Source organism: Streptomyces sp. NPDC002536 (assembly GCF_053594995.1).
On sequence record NZ_JBSFWU010000130.1, the window covers coordinates 1 to 17,576 of the forward strand.

Here is a 17,576-nt window from a genome sequence, read left to right on the forward strand (position 1 = left end):
GGCCCCGGTTGGCGGGCGCGCCGTCGAGCTGCGCGAAACCCTCGATGCCCACACGGTAGTTGAGCGCCCGTGGTGCGGTCCGGGCCGGAGGCGTTCGGGGGGTGCGCGGGCGAGGAGTCCGCAGGGCGCGACGCAGCGCCGGGCTCGCCGGGTTCGGCCGGTTCCCGCGGCTCGGCGGGTTCCTTCGGGTCGTGCGGATCCCGGGGATCCCGCGGATCGCCCACTGGGCCCTGCGCCTTGCCCTGGGCCCCGTCGGCCGCCGGGGACGACGGCTGCGGCGCCGGCGCCGAGGAGGCACCGGGGCCGGTGACGGTCAGGCCCTCACGGGTGCTTCCCTGGACCATGCCGGGGCGGGCGCCGGGCCGGCCGCCGGGGGCCGGGGAGTGCGGGGATACGGAGACGCAGCCGACGGCGGCCGACATCGCCACCGCCACCAGGGCTGCCGCTGCGGGCATTCGGTGCACTCGCCCAACCCTGCTTGCGCATACGGGCAGTTGGGAAGGCCCCGCAGGGGTGAGGAGGGGGCATCCGCCCGCCCGCGCTCCGGTCAGGAGCCGGTCGCGCCGTCGATGCGCTCGCGCAGGAAGTCGGCGTGGCCGTTGTGGCGCGCGTACTCCTCGATCATGTGCACGTAGATCCAGCGCAGGTCGACCTGTGCGCCGTCCCGGTGCCGGCGGCCGGTGCCGACGTCGTCCAGCGAGCGGCCCTGCACGATGTCGCGGGCCGCGGCGATCTGCGCCTGCCAGGCGGCGTTGGCCTCGTCCCAGGTGTCCGTCCCGGAGACCCGGAAGTCCCCGTCGGGGTCCTCGTCCGTGTAGTACAGCGGCCCGGCCGTCGCGTCGCCCGCGAACACCTTGCGGAACCAGGCGCGTTCCACCTCGGCCATGTGCCGCACCAGCCCGAGCAGCGTCATCATCGACGGCGGCACGGAGGCCTCGCGCAGCTGCCGGTCGTCGAGGCCGGCGCACTTCACCGCAAGCGTGGCGCGGTGGAAGTCGAGCCAGCTCTCCAGGCTGCTGCGCTCGTCGGCGATGGAGGGCGGGAACGTGCGATCAGGGGTCGTCATGCGCGACATCCTGACGCCCTGCTCACGGCCGCGCCACAGGTTATCCGCCCAGCATGCCGCGCAGCAGCTCGGCGAACCCCGCACGCAGCTGCGCCTGTTCCGGCACCTCGGTGTGGTACTGCCCGGCGACGCAGGAGAACAGCATCCCGTCGTACCACGCGAGCGCCGACATCGCGTGCCGCTCGGGCTCGGCGGAACCGGCGGCCGTCATCAGGGCGATGAGCGGTGCACGGAAGCCCAGGCCCAGCGCATCGTAGACGGCGCGGAGTTCGGGCCTCCGGTTCGCCTCCAGCGCCAGTTCGTAGCGGGCCAGCGCCAGTTCGCGGTGGCGGGTGAGGGAGCGGTACAGGGCGAGGGCGAGGGCGTCGGTCAGGGCGTCGAGCCCGCCCGTGAGGTCCGGCATCTCGTCCGGAACGAGGAGCTCCGCTTCCCGCTGCGCGTGCCGCCGCACCGCCGCCTCCAGCAGGGCCGCACGCGTGCGGGCGACGTTGGACGTCGAACCGGGCGGCAGTCCGGCGGCCTCGTCGACCGCCCGGTGGGTCAGCCCTCGCAGGCCGCGCTCGGCGAGCAGGGTGATGGCGGCGTCGGCGACCAGTTCGGCGCGGGGCCGGCCTGGGCGGCCGGGGCGTGCGGTGTTCATGGGGGCCAACCTATAGCGCCCCGTCAGGGGCGCGGGGAACTGCGCGACCAGCCACGACGCGCCCGCAGTCGAAGCTCTCGGGGCTTCGCCCCGGACCCCGGGTAGTGCGTCGGCTGCAGACCGTCGGTGGTTGCTCGCGCAGTTCCCCGCGCCCCTGACGGGGCACATGCACTACGGGTGTAGTAAGTTCCCTCACGGGAACTACATGTGTAGTTTCCGTACCGCGTCGCGAGGAGCCCCCACCGTGGACACATCCCGCACCCCCCGAGCCGTCGTCATCGGCGCCGGAATCGGCGGTCTCACCGCCGCGGCCGCCCTGCACCGGCGCGGCTGGCACGTCACCGTCCTGGAGCGCGCGCCCTCCCTCGAACCGGTCGGCGCCGGCATCTCCCTCACCCCCAACGCCCAGCGCGCCCTCGACCTCATCGGCCTGGGCGACGAGATCCGCGCACTCGCCGCCCTGCAGGGCGACGCCGGCCTGCTCACCCCGGGCGGCCGCTGGCTCGCCCGCACCGACGGCGCCGCCGTGGCAGAGCGTTTCGGCGGACCCCTCGTCCTCCTGCACCGGGCCACCCTCGCCGGCCTGCTCGCCGCCCGGCTGCCCGACGGAGCGCTGCGCACCGGCACCGCCGCACACCTGGCCGACCCCGGCGCCGACGACCGGTGCGCCCGCGTCGCCACCGACGACGGCGAGCTCGAAGCCGACCTCGTCGTCGGCGCCGACGGCATCAACTCGGCCGTCCGCGGCGCCCTGTTCCCCGGCCACCCCCGCCCCGCGTACGCCGGATTCACCACCTGGCGCGTCGTCGTCCCCGCCCCGGAACGGCCGTTCCCGCCGCACGAGACCTGGGGCCGGGGCAGGCTGTGGGGCACTCAGCCGCTCAAGGACGGACGGGTCTACGCCTACGCCTCGGCCCTCGCCCCGGAGGGGAGCCGCGCCCCCGACGACGAAAAGGCCGAGCTGCTGCGCCTCTTCGGCACCTGGCACCACCCGGTCCCCGGTATCCTCGCGGCCGTCGCCCCCGCGGACGTCCTCCGCCACGACATCCGCTCCATGACCCGCCCGCTGCCCGCCTACCACCGCGGCCGCACCGCCCTGCTGGGCGACGCCGCCCACGCCATGACCCCCAACCTCGGCCAGGGCGGCAACCAGGCCATCGAGGACGCCGTCGTCCTCGCCCACCACGCGGCGCCCGGGGCCGCAGGAACCCTCGACGCCTACACCCGCGAGCGGCTGCCGCGCACGATGGACATCGCCCGCCGGTCGGCCCGCGTCGGCCGGGTGGCCCTGGCCGGCGGCGCCCCCGGCCTGTTCCTCCGTCAGGCCCTGCTCGCCGCGGCCGGCCGCTTCGCCCCGGGCCTGCTCCTGCGCGGGTACGAGGGGATCACCGACTGGCGTCCGCCGGCCCCCACGTATGCTGCCGAGGCGGGGGCGGAGGCGGAACACCAAGGAGGTCACAGGTGAAGGTCGGCGTCATCGGGCTCGGAGACATCGCGCAGAAGGCGTACCTGCCTGTTCTCACCGCCCGCCCCGGGCTGGAACCGCACCTCCACACCCGTACCCCCGCCACCCTGCACCGTGTCGCGGACACCCACCGGGTGCCCGCCGCCCACCGGCACGCGGACCTCGACTCGCTGCTCGCCGCCGGCCTCGACGCCGCGTTCGTGCACGCGCCGACCGCGGTGCACCCCGCCCTCGTCACCCGCCTCCTGGAGGCGGATGTGCCGGTCTTCGTCGACAAGCCGCTCGCCTACGACCTCGCGGAGAGCGAGCGGCTGGTCCGTCTGGCGCAGGAGCGGCAGGTCTCCCTGACGGTCGGCTTCAACCGCCGTTGGGCGCCGGGCTATGCGCAGTGCCTGGAGCACCCGCGCGACCTGATCCTGATGCAGAAGAACCGCGTCGGCCTGCCCGAGGACGCGCGCACGCTCGTCCTCGACGACTTCATCCACGTCGTCGACACCCTGCGCTTCCTCGCGCCGGGGACCGTCGACCACGTGGGCGTCCGGGCCAGGGTGCAGGACGGGCTCGTGCACCACGTGGTGCTGCAGATGTCCGGCGACGGCTTCACCGCCATCGGCACCATGAACCGGATGAGCGGCTCCACCGAGGAGATCCTGGAGGTCTCCGGCCAGGACACCAAGCGGCAGGTGCTCAACCTCGCCGACATCGTGGACCACAAGGGACAGCCGAGCATCCGCCGCCGCGGCGACTGGGTGCCGGTGGCCCGCCAGCGCGGTGTGGAGCAGTGTGTGCTCGCCTTCCTCGAAGCGGTCGAGGCGGGCAAGGTGCTCGACGCGGAGGACGCACTGCGGACGCACGAGCTGTGCGAGCGGATCGTCACGGAGATCACCGGATAGACGTCAACGGGCTGACGCAGCCGTCGGCTTGACGCGCCGCCGGCGGGTGCGCACCCCCTCGACGGCACAGAAGACGGCCAGCACGGCCAGCGCGCCGTGGGCCGTCCAGTCGCCCGCCCCGACATACGGGCTGGTGCCCCGGGCGAGCGGGACGTCGTAGACCACGGCCGTACTGCGCCCGGTGCCCAGCCACGGGCCGACGGTCCGGCCGCGCGCGTCCGCGACCGCGCTCACACCGGTGAGGGTGGCGTGCACCATCGGCCGCCAGGTCTCGGCGGCGCGCATCGCGGCCAGCGAGGCGTGCTGGAGGGGGGCCCAGCTGTGCTGGAAGGTGGAGGTCGCCGACTGGGCGACGAGCAACTGGGCGCCGTCCCGGGCCAGTTGCCTGCTCATGTCCGGGAACGCCGACTCGAAGCACACCAGCGGGCCGATCCGCAGCCCGCCCGCGTACCGCTCCGGCAGCCGCATCACCACCTGCCGGTCGCCGCGCCTGCGGTCCTCCTGCGCCGCCTTGCCCACCGAGGTCGCCCAGCCCAGCAGCGAGCGTGCCGGGACGTACTCGCCGAACGGGACCAGCCGCATCTTGTCGTAGCGGTCGCCGGTCGGCCCGTCGGGCCCGATCAGCACCGAACTCTTGAAGATCCCCGGCCGGTCCGAGCGCCGGGCGTCCACATTGACGAGCAGGTCCGCGCCGACCGTGCGCGACAGTGCGGCGAGCCGGCTGCTCAACTGCGGCTGCTGCCCGAGGTCCTCGCCGACGCTGCTCTCGCCCCACACCACCAGATCCACGCGCTGCCCGGCCAGTTGCCGGGTGAGCTGCTCCTCGCGGGCGAAGCGCCGCTGCACGCTGCCGACGCCGTCGATCTCCCCGGGCTGTACGACCGCGATGCGCACCGCTCCGGCGCCCTGCGGCAGCGGCGCGCCCAGCCAGATCCCGCCGACGACCGCCGCGCAGGCGAGCCCGCCCGCCAGGGCGGTGGTGCGGCCCCGGGCGCCGGAGGCCGAAATCAGCGCGGCCAGTGCGGTGTTGACGGCGACGACGAGGAAGCCGACGAGCCAGACGCCGCCCACCGACGCGACCCGCAGCGCGGGCGCCACCTGCCACTGGCTGGCCCCGAGCAGCCCCCACGGGCCGCCCAGGTACTGCCAGGAGCGCACGAGTTCGGCCAGCAGCCAGCCGGAGGGCACCACCAGCAGGGCCGCCGCCACCCGGCCGGGGCCGGGCGAACCGCCCAGCAGCCGGTGCACCAGCAGCCCCCACGGCACCCACAGCAGCCCCAGCAGCGCGGCCAGGACGAGGATGAAGACGTGCAGGCTGGGCAGCAGCCAGTGATGCACGGCGAGCAGGAACCCCGCACCACCGAGCCAGCCCTCCAGGGCGGCCCGCCGGGCCGTACCGGCCGACCGCACCAGCAGCAGCCAGGGCACCAAGGCCACCCAGGCCAGCCACCACAGTGCGGGCGCGGGAAAGGCCAGGGCGGGCAGCGCCCCGGCCGCGACCGCCGCCATGCCGCGTCGCCAGGGCCGGCGCCCGGGCCCGGGCGGGGCGGAGAACCGGAACCGCTTCCTCAGGCCGACCGACGGAACCATGTCCGCGCCTCCCTCGCTCCGGCTGGGTGAGGATCCCACGATGCCACGGCACTCCCGGAAACCGACGGCTTGCTCGGGTTTCCCTCCGGCCAAGGGGCGCGTGCATAGTCGGGCGCCCCCCGGGATCGTCCGTACACCTCGTGGATACGCGAAATCCGGCCAGATGCCGCGCGTCCGGATCCGCGTCTCCCGGCAGGCCAAAACTCCGACAACGGCGCGCAGCTTTCAGCCATTCCGATCGCGGAGCGGTCCTCAAGCTTCGCGTTTCGCTACAAACTGATCCGAGACGATCCGCAAAAGAAGCGCCAGAAAGGCGCAGGTCGGTACGTAATGCGGGTTATCGATGGACCGGCCTGGGCAGGTACCGCACAAAAGTGGACAGGAATGCTGGTCGTCTGTCGCCGGGCGGCGGCGTGACTCACGTGCGTGATCGCACAGCGCCCGGCGTCGTTCCTGCGTCCATCGACAGCCGATGTCTCGGAGGGATCATGGAGAACCTTGTCGCCGAGGTGACCGCCGCTCCTGCCACAGGGCGCGACGAGACACAGGTGCCGTCGTACTACTCGAGGAAGACAGCGGACATCCTGCACAAGTACGGACCCGGACCACGGGTCCATTTCCATGTGGGGCTGTTCGACACCGGCGTCGCGCCCAACACCACCGTGGCCCAGAGCGTCCTGCGCCGCCGTCTCCTCGAGTCCCAGGAGGCGGCCCTCGACCACGCCGCCCTCATCTGGGGCGTGAAGGACACCCCGCCGTCGCACCTCTTCGACATCGGCTGCGGTCTCGGCGGCGGCTCCATCTACTGGGCCCAGGAGTACGGTTGCTCCGTCACGGCCATGACGGTGACGGCCAAGCACGTCCCCGTGATGGCGGACCTGGTCGAGCAGGCCGGAGTCGAGGACCTGGTGACCCCCGTCCTCGGCGACATCCACGACCTGTGCGAGGAACAGCGCTACGACGCGGCCGTGGCCATCGAGAGCTCGGGCTACATGGACCGCGAGCGGCTCTTCACGGTGGTCGCCAAGGCCCTCAGGCCGGGCAGCTGGTTCGGCATCCAGGAGCACTTCCTGTGCCGCCCCGAGTGGACGTCCTTCATCGACGGCTACTACAAGACCAGGCTCGGCACCCTCGCCGAGTACATCGTGGCGGCCGAGGCGGCCGGCTTCGGGCTGGAGCAGGACGAGGACATCACCGACCGCGTCGCGGAGTTCTGGGTCCAGTCCATGGCCTGGACGACGGCGGAGCTGGACCGCGCGGCGCGCACCGGGGTGGCCTCGCCGATCGACGAGAAACGGTTGACGGAATCGGCGCTGGCGCACGGGAAACTGTTCCGCGCGTGGCGCGATCACGCGGTGGAGACGCGGATGCTGTTGTTCCGATTGGAAGGGTGAGCGCCATGACGGAGACCTCGACGCGCTCTCGCCCGTCGGCCATCGGCTGGCGGCTGCCCCCTTTCTACTGCCCGATCGAACCGGCCGTCCACCCGAGGGTCGGACAGCTCGAACAACGGGCCATCGCCTGGCTCGACTCCATGGGCATCTTCGGGAACTCCATGGACCGGGCCTGGAGCATCGCGACCCACAGCGCCGACTTCAGCTGCCGCATCATCCCCCACGGGGACGACGAGCCGCTGCTGCTGTTCATCGAGTGGAACCACTGGGCCTTCGCCCTCGACGACATCTGCCACGACACCGGTGCCGCCGATGTCAGGACCGCCGCGATCGTCGACCTCAACGCGCGGGTGTCGCGCTGCCTGGAGGCGCCGGGCTCCGGCATGCTCGGCAGCACCCCCTTCGACGCGGCGCTCGAGGACCTCGCCGCCCGCACACGCGCCATGACCACGCCCGTGCAACTCCGGCGCGTGGCCGAGGGGATGCGGGACTGGCTCTTCGGCGCCGCATGGCAGGTCAGCAATGTCGAGCGCGGTGTGATGCCGAGCCTGTCCGACTACGTCGCCATGCGGCCCTCGATCAACGGCACCCGCTTCTCCCTCTCCTGGAGCGAGATCGCCAGTGGTATCCACATCCCGGACCACGAGCTGTACTCGGCCCCGGTCCAGGCGCTCACCGAGGCGGCCGGTTTCATCGTCAGCTGCGACAACGACCTCTTCTCGTACGCGAAGGAGGACAGTCAGGAGACGACGGACCAGAACATCGTCAACGTCCTGGCCCACCAGCGGCGTTGCCCGGCGGATCAGGCTCTGGAGGAGGCCCTGGCCATAAGGGACCGCACCATGACGCTCTTCCTGGACCTGCGGGCGCAGATCGGCAGGAACGCCGGCCTTCACCTGCGGCGCTATCTGGAGGCTCTGGGGCACTACATCTCCGGCTGCATCCGGTGGATGGATGCCGCGCCGCGCTATGCCAGCCCCCGGAACCGGTACGACCTTCCGGTGCCGGGGGCGACCTACGGCATCACCTGGCGGGACAGTCCCCGTGACTCCGGGACCGCGCCGCTGCCCATAGCGTCGGCGGCCTGGTGGTGGGAGCAGCTTGATGCTCCTGTCACCCCCTGCGCAGCCACCGCGTGAGCGAGGCCCACCAGGACCGTCGTGTGGAGGACGACGGGGCCGGAACCGTCCGGTCCGTGGCGCCGGTGGGATCCCCGGCGTCCTGTGCCGCCGGGGCCGGAGCGGGCAGCTCGGGAAGGGGCATCGGCTGGGGCTGCTGAGGCGTGAACTCCACGGGCAGCTCGACGAGATGACGTGACATCAGCGCCGACACCCAGGACAGCTCGTCCTCCGGCACCGCCAGCCGGATGTCGGGCAGCCGGGTCAGCAGCGCCTCGATGCCGGTGTCCGCGATGGCCCGGCCGATGTCCTGGCCCGGGCACTCGTGGGCCCCTCCGCTGAAGGCGAGGTGCGAGCGGTTGCCGTGCACGGGTGCGGTGGGGTCGGGCCGGATCGCCGTGTCCAGATTGGCGGCGGCGAGGCCCAGCACCAGGGGGTCACCGGACTTGATCCTGTGTCCGCCGAGCTCCGTGTCCTGGGTCGCCCAGCGGCCCAGGATGGTGGTGAACGGGGGCTCGTCCCACAGGATCTGCTCGACCGCATCCGGGAGCGTCATGTGCCCGCCCGCCAGATTGGCACGGCAGCGCGGGTCCGTCAGCACCATGCGCAGCGTGTTGGCGATGAGGTTGGCGGTGGTCTCGTATGCGGCGATGAGCACCAGGCGCAGATGCTGCTGGACCTCGTCGTCGGTGAGCTCGGACGGGTGCTCCAGCAGCCAGCTGGTGAAGTCCGGCCCAGGGTCGGCCCGCTTGCGCGCCACCAGTTTGCGCAGTGTCTCCTGTACGTACGCGTTGCTGGCGACCGCCGTCTCCGTGCCCTTGATCATGTCGCGGGCGGCCTTGACCAGACGCGGGCCGTACTCCTCGGGCATGCCGATGAGCTGGGTCATCACCAGCATGGGGAGGTGCTCGGCGAAGTCGTCGACCAGGTCCGCGGTGCCGGTGGTGCAGAACCGGTCGACCAGCTGTCCCGCGAACCGGGTGATGTGCCGGCGCATGCCACGGCGGTCGAATCGCCCCATGGAGTCGTTGATGGCGCCCCGCCAGCGCTCGTGCACCTGGCCGTCGGCGAAGGCGCAGATGGGCTGCCAGGTCGAGATCGGGGCCAGCGGGTGCTCGGGGGTGAGCTTCCCCTCGCGCATGTCACGCCAGTTGCGGGAGTCGCGGGAGAAGCGTGAGGGGGTGCGCATGACGTCCAGGTTCTCGCGGTAGCCGAGGACCAGCCAGGCCGGGAGGTCGCCGTGCAGCAGCACGGGTGCCACCGCGCCGTACCGCTCGCGCAGTTGCTCGTACAGGCCCATCGGGTCGGCCTCCGCAGCGGGCCCGTACAGCCGCACCGTGCCGCCCGTGCCGTAGGCGTGCGCCGGGCACTGCGGGGGAGGGGCGGTCGCGGTCTCGGTACGGGAGTGTTCGTCTGGTGGGGTCACTGTGGCTCCGGGGATCGGTTGGCGAGCGCGTACAGGTAGCGCATGAGGGTCATCAGGGTGTCGCGGCAGGAGATGCGGTCACGGGCGTCGCAGGCGAACAACGGCACCTCGTCGGGAAGGTCCATGGCGGCCCGCAGCTCCGGCATGGGGTGAACGGGCGCGCCGGGGAAGGAGTTGACGGCGACGACGAACGGCACGCCGCGCTCCTCCAGGAGGTCGACGACCTCGTAACTGACCTCCAGGCGGCGCGTGTCGAGCAGGACCACCGCTCCCAGGGCGCCCTCGAAGAGGCCGTCCCACAGGAACCAGAAGCGCTCCTGGCCCGGGGTGCCGAACAGATACAGCACCAGCTGCTCGTTGATGCTGATCCGCCCGAAGTCCATCGCGACGGTCGTCTCGATCTTCTGCTCGATGCCGGCGAGGTCGTCCACGCCGACACCGGCCTGGGTCATCGTCTCCTCGGTGGTCAGCGGTCTGATCTCGCTGACGGTGCCCACCAGGGTCGTCTTGCCGACCCCGAAACCACCGACGATCACCACCTTGACGGCTGCCGCGGTCGAGGCGGGGAGGATGTCCTCCCTCCTGGGCCCTGCGGGTGAATCAGAGATTCTGTAGTCCATGCATCACCGCCTCCAGGAGTCGGGCGTCGGGCACCGTGGCGACCGGTACCGGTGGTCTGGCTTCCACGAGTTCACGCGTCAGCAGGTCCTTGAGCAGAACGGTGACGGTGCTGACGGGCAGGGTGAGATAGGCGGATATCTCGGCCACGGACAAGGGGTAGTCGCACATCCGGGCAATGGCGCAGTGCTCGGGCTGCAGGCCGGGGTCGCCTTCCGTGCGGGAGACGACCAGCGTGACCAGATCGATTCTGACTTCCTTGCCCGTACCGTCGCTCGTGCTGGTGAGGATGTACAGGCGGTCCGGATTGCCGGGATCCCATGCCCGTTCGGGTTTGTTCATGCCACCGGCCCGGACACCCGGGGCGGACTGGTGAGGTGTTCGCCGATGCGCGCCACGAGGTCCCGCATCTGCTGCCCCATCAGACCGGCGTCCACGTCGTCGTCGGCCAGCACCGCCAGATAGGCGCCCGCACCGGCGGCCATCAGATAGAAGAAGCCGCCGTCGACCTCGATGACCACGAGGCGCATCTGCCCGTCGCCCTGCGGGAATTCGGCGGCCACGGCCGCCGACAGACTCTGCAGCCCTGCGCAGGCGGCGGCCAGCCGGTCCGCGGCGTCCGTGTCCGTACCGTGCTGAGCCATGCGCAGGCCGTCCGAGGACAGCACGATCACGTGGCGGGTCTGCGGAACACTGGATGCCAGATCCTTGAGCATCCAGTCCATGTTGAACCGCTGCTGCGTCACTTGGCCACTCTTTCTTGTCTGACGATTCATCACTGTTCGGTGCCCCGACCGCCCGTGGATTCCCTGCCGTTGATGGCGTCGGTGAAGGCGGACAGCCAGATGCCCGGCTGTACGGGTTCGGCCGGTGCGGGCGGCCGGCGGCTGCCCGACGCCCGGTCGGCCGTGGTCCCGCGCGCAGTCCTGGGGCTCATGCCCGGTACCCGCCGCCGGCGTTGCGGAAGTCCTCCCGGAGCATCGGAGGCCGGGCCCGGCAGTTCGAGGGGCGGTGGCGGCGGCAGGGGCCGGCCGGGCTTCTTCCTGGGCTTGGGGGGCGGCAGGGTGGCGGCACGGGCGATCTCGCCGCCCGGAGTGGCGCTCGCCGTGACCAGGCTCTGCGGAACGATCAGAACGGCGCGGACCCCGCCGTAGGCGGAGGAGCGCAGCGAAACCCTGAACCCGTACATCTTGGAGAGCTTGCCGACGACGGCGAGGCCCAGCCGGGGGGTCTCGCCGAGGTCGTTGAGGTCGAGACCGCGGTCGGCCAGTTCGAGCACGGCCTCGGCGCGACGGCGCGCCTCATCGGTGAGGCCGACACCGGCGTCCTCGATCTCGACGGCCACCCCCGACTGGACCTCGACGGCGGTGAGATGGACCCGGGTCTGCGGCGGGGAGTACCGGGTGGCGTTGTCCAGCAGTTCGGCGACGGCGTGGATCAGCGGTTCCACCCCGGAACCGGTGATGGCGACGTCCGCCACCGAGTGCAGGTCCACCCGCCGGTAGTCCATCACCCGGGACATGGCGCCCCGCAGCACGTTGTAGAGGGGAACCGGGTTCTTCCACTGGCGGCCGGGCCGGGATCCGCCGAGGACCGCGATGCTGTCGGCGAGGCGGCCGATCAGCGCGGTGCCGTGGTCGAGGTGGAGCAGGTCGCTGAAGACCTCCGGCTCGTTGCCGTGCCGGTCCTCCATCTCCCGCAGGTCGGTGGCCTGTTGGTGCACGATGGCCTGCATACGGCGGGCGATGTTGACGAACGCGCGGTGCGCCGAGTCGCGCAGGCCCTCCTCCGCCTGCACGGCGTCGATCACGGAGCGCAGCACCGAGCGGTGCGCCGCGGCGAATGCAGGGTCGAGCGGGCTCGGCCGGGAGACGGCGCTGAGGACTTCCTCGGCGCCGACGCCGCTCTGCAGCAGCGTCACCGTGTGCGGCAGCAGCTCACGGGCCAGTCGCTGCGTCTCGCGCTCCTGTTGGACGAGCCGGTGCCGGAGCACCGCCTCCTGCTCGGCGCACCGGTGGCGCAGGGAGGCGATGACCCGTCCCCGGCGCACCGCCTCGGAGGAGGTGAGCGCGACGGCCACGGTGGCCGCCGTTCCGCACCAGGCCGCCGGGGCGCGTACGTCGAGAGGTGCGAACACCGCGGCGGTGGCCGTGCAGACCGCCAGCACGACAGGGGGGACCAGCCATATGAGTGCGGAGGCGGGCCGCCTGACTTGATGTGACGATCCAGTACCAACCATCGGGAACCTCGGGCGCTTTGGAAAGCAAGTCGGGGGGCGACGTGGGAATAAAGGGAGCCGCCCGAGCGCGAATGAGGATGAGGAGGTTCTCCGGTCGCGGCAGCGCAGCGGCAGACGGCAGCGTGCTGCAGTCGCCACAACCCGCTGCGCGAGATGGAGCGTAGCCGGTCGCGCGACGCTCCGACGGGAAGTTGTCATATTCGCAGAATGGGCTGACGGCCGAATTCGAAAGGCATCACAATGCCCCCTGCACCGGCCATTATCGAAAAGGCATTTGAATGATGCCGGTCTGTGCGTACGGGGGCGGGCTCCTGTCCGCGAGTGGCCCGCGGGTGGCCCGCGAGTGGTCTGTCCTGCGAACCTCGCCCCAAGGCTCGCCGTCCGGGCTAGGCTCGCCTCATCGGACCCATACGGGAGGGCAGTGTCATGACCGGGCAACAGGACCAACACCGCCCGCCCACCGCCCTGTTCGAGCGCGAGGAAGAGATCGCGGCGGCTCGGCGGGCGGTCGAGGAGCTGTGCGGCGGGCCCGGGCGCGACCGGCCCCGCGGAGGGCTGCTGTTCTGCAGCGGCGAGGCGGGTACCGGGAAGACCGCGCTGCTGGGCGAGGTGCGGCGGATCGCCGCCGGACTCGGCGGCTGCACCGTGCTGTCCGCCCGCGGCAGCAAGGGTGCGGAAACCGTTCCCTTCCATGTCGTCCGGCAGTTGCTGCAGCCCGCCCTGGCTCCCATGGCCCCGGCGGAGCGCGAGGAGCTGCTCGGTGCCTGGCACGACATCTCGGGACCGGCTCTGGGGATCGCGCCGCCGACCGGTGCGCAGCCCGACCCGCAGGGTGTGCGCGACGGCCTCGACTGGCTGGTCGCCCAATTCGCCATGAAGCGGGGACCGTTGATCATGGTCGTCGACGACGCGCACTGGGTGGATGCGGAATCGCTGAACTGGATCAGCTCGTTCGCCGTGCGGCTCGGAGAGCTGCCGGTCCTCCTGATCGCCGCCTACCGTCCCCGCGAGCTGCCCCGGCAGGTACCCGCGTTCGGGGATCTGGTCGACGGCCGCGGCCACCGCCCCGTCGTCCTGCACCCGCTCACTCCGGCAGCCGTGGCCGAGCTGGTGCGCGGCGCCCTGGGCGCGCGGTCCGACGACCCCTTCTGCCGCGAGATCTGGGCCGTCACCGGTGGCAATCCGTACGAGGCCGTCGAGTTGATCGCCAAGTCCCGGGACCGCGGTCTCAAGCCCACGGAGGAGTCGGCGGCCCTGCTCCGCGAGCTCGGTGCCGCCGCCCGAGGGAGCGGCCTGGTCACCCGGCTCGAACAACTGGGCACGTCCACCACCCGGTTCGCCTGGGCCGCCGCCGTGCTCGGTACGGAGATCGCGCCCCGCATGGCCGCCATGGTCGCCGGCATGAGCCCCGCGGAGGGCCTGAGCTGTGCGGACCGGCTGCGCGAGGCCCGCATCCTGGTCGGCGTCACCGAGCTCGAATTCGTCCATCCCCTGATCGCCACCGCCGTCTACCAGGCCATCCCGCCCGCCACGCGCACCGCGATGCACGGGCTGGCGGCCTGGGCGGTCACCAACGCCGGGCAGGGCGCCGCCATCGCCTCGCGGCACCTCCTGGAGGTCCACCCCGACGACGACCCGGACCTGGTGCGGCAGCTGCGCAGAGCGGCCAGGGAACACCTCGCCGTCGGCGCTCCCGAGGCCGCGACCCGATGTCTGGAGCGGGCGCTGGCCGAACCGCCGCCCGACGAGGACAAGGCGAGTGTGCTGTACGAGCTGGGCTGCTCGGCCCTGCTGACCTCGCCGCCCGCCACCATCAACCACCTGCGTGCGGCACTCGATCTGCCGGGGCTGCCGGACGGCCTGCGCGTCGATGCGACGTACCGCCTGTCGCAGGCGTACGCACACAACAGCCAACTGGCCGAAGCCGCGAAGGTCGTGGCCGATCAGGCCACCAGGACACCGACAGGCCCGGACCGGATGCGGCTGCAGGCCGCCCACTTCCTCTGGAAGGGGATCCAGCTGGAGGAGGACGGGGCGTACGAGCGCTCCCGGGAGGTCGCCGCACTCGCCAACCGCCTCAGCGGGCGCGACAACTCCGAGCGGGCCCTGCTGGCGCTCCACGCCTTCGACGGCATGATCCGCGGCGATGACGCCATGGACGTCGTCGACCGCGCCGACCGCACCCTGACGGGCAACCGGCTCCCCGACGGCCTGGGATGGACGAACACCGAGTGGGGCTTCGAGATCCCCAGCATCATCGGCATCACCTATGCCTTCACGGACCGTCTCGACCAGGCCGAGGAGCTCTTCACCGAGGCCGTGCGCGCCTTCGAGATCTCCGGTTGGCGCGGCGCCCATCTGGCCTTCGCCCACGAGTACCTCGGACTCGTCCACTTCCGCCGGGGCCGGCTGGCGCGCGCCGAGGAGTACCTGCGCGAGGGACTCCGGCTCGCGGACCGGCTGGGGCCGGGGCTGCCGATCCAGTGGGACGGGACCTGCATGCTCGTCGACACCCTGCTGGCCCGCGGCCGGGTCGACGAGGCCCGGGCCGTTGCGGAGAAGTATGCGTTCGGCCCGCCCTATCCTCCGGCCATGGTGATGCCTGATGCGGCGTCCGTGGTCGGGAAGCTGCTGCTTGCCGTCGGACGGACCAAGGAGGCCGTCGCCGAACTGGAGGCTGCCGGGCGGCGGTTGAGCGAGCGGGGCCGTCACAACACTCTCTGGGCCCCGTGGGCGCTGGACCTGGCGGCGGCCGTCGCCCCCGGAGAGCCCGAACGCGCCCGTGCTCTCGCGGACCAGGCGGTGCAGCACGCCATGCGGTTCGGCACCGACACCGCCATCGGCGAGGCGCTGCGGCGTGCCGCCCGGGTGGCCACCCCGGAGGACGCCCTGGTCAAGCTGGACCGGTCGGTGGAGTACCTGCGGAGGTCGCCGTGCCGCTTCGAGTACGCGACCGCATTGGTGGAGCGTGGCGCCGCGCTGCGCCGGGCAGGTCGTGACGACGAGGCGGCGGGGCAGCTCCGGGAGGGCCTGGACCTCGCGGAGGAGTGCGGGGCGGAGGGGCTGGCGGACCGGGCCAGGACGGAGTTGGCGCCGGTGGTCTGACCGCGTCAGCCCGCCTTCTTCCGCGCGCTGCCGCTCTTCTTCGCCGCAGCCTTCTTCGTCTCCGTCCGCTTCTTCGGCTCGGCCTTCGCCCTGGCCGGCTCCCGGCCTGCCGCCGTCTTCTTCGCCCTCGCCGTCCCCGACGGCTTTCCGGCGGCACGGTCGATGGACGCCTGGAGGGCGGACATCAGGTCGATGACGTTGTCGGGTGCCTTCGTGGTGGCCTTCCTGGTCACCGGGCGGTGGTCCAGGTGGGCGGCGATGAGTTCGTCCAGGGCGACCTGGTACTCGTCCTCCAGCGAGGCGAGGTCGAAGTCCTCCGAGAGCGTGTCCATCAGGCTCGTGGCCATCTTCAGCTCCTGCGGGCGCACGGTCACCGAGGACGGCGGGGCGAGGTCGGCGCTGTCGCGGATCTCGTCGGGCCAGTACATGGTGTGCAGGGTCAGCAGGTCCTCGTGGACGCGGAGCAGGGCCAGGGACTCCCGGGTGCGCAGGGCGATCTTGGTGACGGCGACGCGGTCGGTCTGTTTGAGGGTTTCGCGCAGCAGGACGTACGGCTTGTCCGCGGCCGTGCTGTCCGGCGCGAGGTAGTACGAGCTCGACAGCTGCAGGGGGTCGATGCGGTCGGCGTCGACGAAGGCCAGGACGTCGATGAGCTTCTTGCTCGGCAGGGGCAGGCCCGCGAGGTCGCTCTGGGTGACGACCGCGGTGTGGCCCTCGTCGTCCTCGAAGCCCTTGGCCACCTCCTCGTACGGGACGTCCTCGCCGCAGCTGTCGCAGACGCGCTTGAGGTGGATCCGGCCGCCGTCCTCGGCGTGGACCTGGTGCAGCTTGATGCCGTGTTCCTGGGTCGCGGCATAGAGGCGTACGGGCACCGAGACCAGGCCGAAACCGATGGCGCCCTTCCACATGGTGCGCATGGATTTGTCCCTCCGCGGGGAATTCCTACCTTATGCCTGTCACTCCGGACCGGCAGGTGGTGGAGATCGACGGCCGCCGGCTGTCGCTGTCCCATCTCGACCGGGTGCTCTTCCCCGCCACGGGACACACCAAGGCGCAGGTGCTGCAGTACTACGCGCGGATCGCCCCCGCGATGGTGCCGCACCTCGACGGGCGTCCCGCCTCGTTCGTACGGGCGCCCGAGGGGCCGGAGGGGGAGAGCTGGGTCGCCAAGAACCCGCCCCCGGGGGCGCCCGGGTGGGTGCGGGTGGTGCCCGTGGAGCACCGGGAGGGGGTGACCGGGCAGGTCGTGATCGACTCGACCGCGGCGCTGATCGCGATGGTGAATCTGGGCGCCTACGAGGTGCACGTCCCGCAGTGGACGGCGGCCGCGGGGCCGGACCGGCACGACCGGCTCGTGCTCGACCTGGACCCGGGGCCGGGCGCCGATCTCGTCGTCTGCTGCCGCATCGCCCAGCGGCTGCGCCAGCTGCTGGACGACGACGGGCTCACCGCCCACGCCGTGGTCTCCGGTTCCAAGGGGCTGCACCTCTACGCGCCCGTCCACCCCGCCTCCGGGCGGGCGGTCGGCGGCTACGCCAAGGGGCTGGCCGCCCGGATGATGGGCGAGCACCCCGGGCTGGTGGTGGTCTCCATGACGCGCGTCGAGCGCCGCGGCAAGGTGCTCATCGACTGGTCGCAGAATGCGAGCGCCAAGACCACCGCCGCGCCCTACACCCTCCGGCTGCGGGACCGCCCTGCCGTGGCCGCCCCCGTCACCTGGGACGAGGTCGCGGCCTGCCGGGATCCTGCGGAGCTGGCCTTCACGCCGGAGCGGGTGCTCGACCGTGCCGAGGAGTTCGGCGATTTGCTGGCGCCGCTGACCGGCGATGCGACCCGGGGGCGTCTTCCGTGAGGGGGCGCCCCGTAAGGGGCGCGGGGCTGTGTCGATTTGCGGCTCCGCCGCGTGGGCGCGACCGGGTGCCCCGTCAGGGGCGCGGGGAACTGCGCGACCAGCCCCCACCGGCCCGCAGCCGACGCACCACCCCAGGGGTCCGGGGCGCAGCCCCTGGGGGCACCCCCAGC

15 protein-coding genes and 1 pseudogene are annotated in these 17,576 nt (G+C 72.2%); 6 read left to right on the forward strand and 10 right to left on the reverse strand.

Annotated features, from left to right (window positions below):
* The 3 genes and pseudogenes from ACWD4B_RS31475 to ACWD4B_RS31485 all read right to left on the reverse strand — a co-directional run.
* Positions 1-464 (reverse strand): annotated as a pseudogene (locus tag ACWD4B_RS31475) (hypothetical protein); the annotation flags it as partial.
* An 83-nt stretch (positions 465-547) separates the two neighbouring features.
* Positions 548-1,066: a DinB family protein gene (locus ACWD4B_RS31480; RefSeq protein ID WP_451423954.1), complete on the reverse strand. Its 519-nt coding sequence runs from the start codon at positions 1,064-1,066 to the stop codon at positions 548-550.
* Between the two features lie 40 nt (positions 1,067-1,106).
* Positions 1,107-1,706 (reverse strand): TetR/AcrR family transcriptional regulator, encoded by a 600-nt coding sequence (locus tag ACWD4B_RS31485; RefSeq protein WP_451423955.1) that lies wholly within the window; start codon positions 1,704-1,706, stop codon positions 1,107-1,109.
* A 244-nt stretch (positions 1,707-1,950) separates the two neighbouring features.
* Between ACWD4B_RS31485 and ACWD4B_RS31490 the strand changes: the two genes are divergently transcribed.
* Together ACWD4B_RS31490 and ACWD4B_RS31495 are read left to right on the forward strand one after the other, a co-directional pair.
* Positions 1,951-3,171: an FAD-dependent monooxygenase gene (locus ACWD4B_RS31490; protein WP_451423956.1), complete on the forward strand. Its 1,221-nt coding sequence runs from the start codon at positions 1,951-1,953 to the stop codon at positions 3,169-3,171.
* Positions 3,168-4,064 carry a Gfo/Idh/MocA family protein gene (locus ACWD4B_RS31495; protein WP_451423957.1) on the forward strand — a complete coding sequence of 299 codons (897 nt, stop codon included), beginning with the start codon at positions 3,168-3,170 and terminating at the stop codon, positions 4,062-4,064. The genes ACWD4B_RS31490 and ACWD4B_RS31495 overlap by 4 nt, the downstream gene beginning before the upstream one ends.
* 3 nt (positions 4,065-4,067) lie before the next feature.
* On the opposite strand, the gene lnt is transcribed toward ACWD4B_RS31495, so the two are convergent.
* Positions 4,068-5,573 (reverse strand): apolipoprotein N-acyltransferase, encoded by a 1,506-nt coding sequence (gene lnt / locus ACWD4B_RS31500; RefSeq protein WP_451423966.1) that lies wholly within the window; start codon positions 5,571-5,573, stop codon positions 4,068-4,070.
* 569 nt (positions 5,574-6,142) lie between these two features.
* Here lnt and ACWD4B_RS31505 point away from each other — a divergent pair.
* Together ACWD4B_RS31505 and ACWD4B_RS31510 are read left to right on the forward strand one after the other, a co-directional pair.
* Positions 6,143-7,048: an SAM-dependent methyltransferase gene (locus ACWD4B_RS31505; protein WP_451423958.1), complete on the forward strand. Its 906-nt coding sequence runs from the start codon at positions 6,143-6,145 to the stop codon at positions 7,046-7,048.
* Between the two features lie 5 nt (positions 7,049-7,053).
* Positions 7,054-8,187, forward strand: a complete 1,134-nt coding sequence (locus ACWD4B_RS31510; RefSeq protein WP_451423959.1) for a terpene synthase family protein — start codon at positions 7,054-7,056, stop codon at positions 8,185-8,187.
* On the opposite strand, the gene ACWD4B_RS31515 is transcribed toward ACWD4B_RS31510, so the two are convergent.
* From ACWD4B_RS31515 to ACWD4B_RS31535, 5 genes are read right to left on the reverse strand one after another with little or no spacing between them, the layout of a single operon-like run.
* Positions 8,162-9,592, reverse strand: a complete 1,431-nt coding sequence (locus ACWD4B_RS31515; RefSeq protein WP_451423960.1) for a cytochrome P450 — start codon at positions 9,590-9,592, stop codon at positions 8,162-8,164. The two genes, ACWD4B_RS31510 and ACWD4B_RS31515, sit on opposite strands and share 26 nt — an antisense overlap.
* Entirely contained in the window at positions 9,589-10,212 is a 624-nt protein-coding gene (locus ACWD4B_RS31520; RefSeq protein ID WP_451423961.1) for a GTP-binding protein, read from the reverse strand. The genes ACWD4B_RS31515 and ACWD4B_RS31520 overlap by 4 nt, the downstream gene beginning before the upstream one ends.
* Complete coding sequence (locus ACWD4B_RS31525; protein ID WP_336417328.1) at positions 10,193-10,552, reverse strand: DUF742 domain-containing protein; 360 nt, start codon at positions 10,550-10,552, stop codon at positions 10,193-10,195. The genes ACWD4B_RS31520 and ACWD4B_RS31525 overlap by 20 nt, the downstream gene beginning before the upstream one ends.
* Positions 10,549-10,956 (reverse strand): roadblock/LC7 domain-containing protein, encoded by a 408-nt coding sequence (locus tag ACWD4B_RS31530; RefSeq protein ID WP_336417327.1) that lies wholly within the window; start codon positions 10,954-10,956, stop codon positions 10,549-10,551. The genes ACWD4B_RS31525 and ACWD4B_RS31530 overlap by 4 nt, the downstream gene beginning before the upstream one ends.
* Positions 10,957-10,985: 29 nt before the next feature.
* Entirely contained in the window at positions 10,986-12,449 is a 1,464-nt protein-coding gene (locus ACWD4B_RS31535) for a sensor histidine kinase (RefSeq protein ID WP_451423962.1), read from the reverse strand.
* 426 nt (positions 12,450-12,875) lie between these two features.
* On the opposite strand from ACWD4B_RS31535, the gene ACWD4B_RS31540 reads away from it, so the two are divergent.
* Positions 12,876-15,554, forward strand: coding sequence for an ATP-binding protein (locus tag ACWD4B_RS31540; protein ID WP_451423963.1), 2,679 nt, complete (start codon positions 12,876-12,878; stop codon positions 15,552-15,554).
* Between the two features lie 5 nt (positions 15,555-15,559).
* Here ACWD4B_RS31540 and ku read toward each other — a convergent pair whose 3' ends face one another.
* Positions 15,560-16,471 carry a non-homologous end joining protein Ku gene (gene ku, locus ACWD4B_RS31545; RefSeq protein ID WP_451423964.1) on the reverse strand — a complete coding sequence of 304 codons (912 nt, stop codon included), beginning with the start codon at positions 16,469-16,471 and terminating at the stop codon, positions 15,560-15,562.
* Between the two features lie 32 nt (positions 16,472-16,503).
* Here ku and ligD point away from each other — a divergent pair, with 32 nt between their 5' ends.
* Positions 16,504-17,406, forward strand: coding sequence for a non-homologous end-joining DNA ligase (gene ligD, locus ACWD4B_RS31550; RefSeq protein WP_451423965.1), 903 nt, complete (start codon positions 16,504-16,506; stop codon positions 17,404-17,406).
* Positions 17,407-17,576 lie beyond the last annotated feature (170 nt).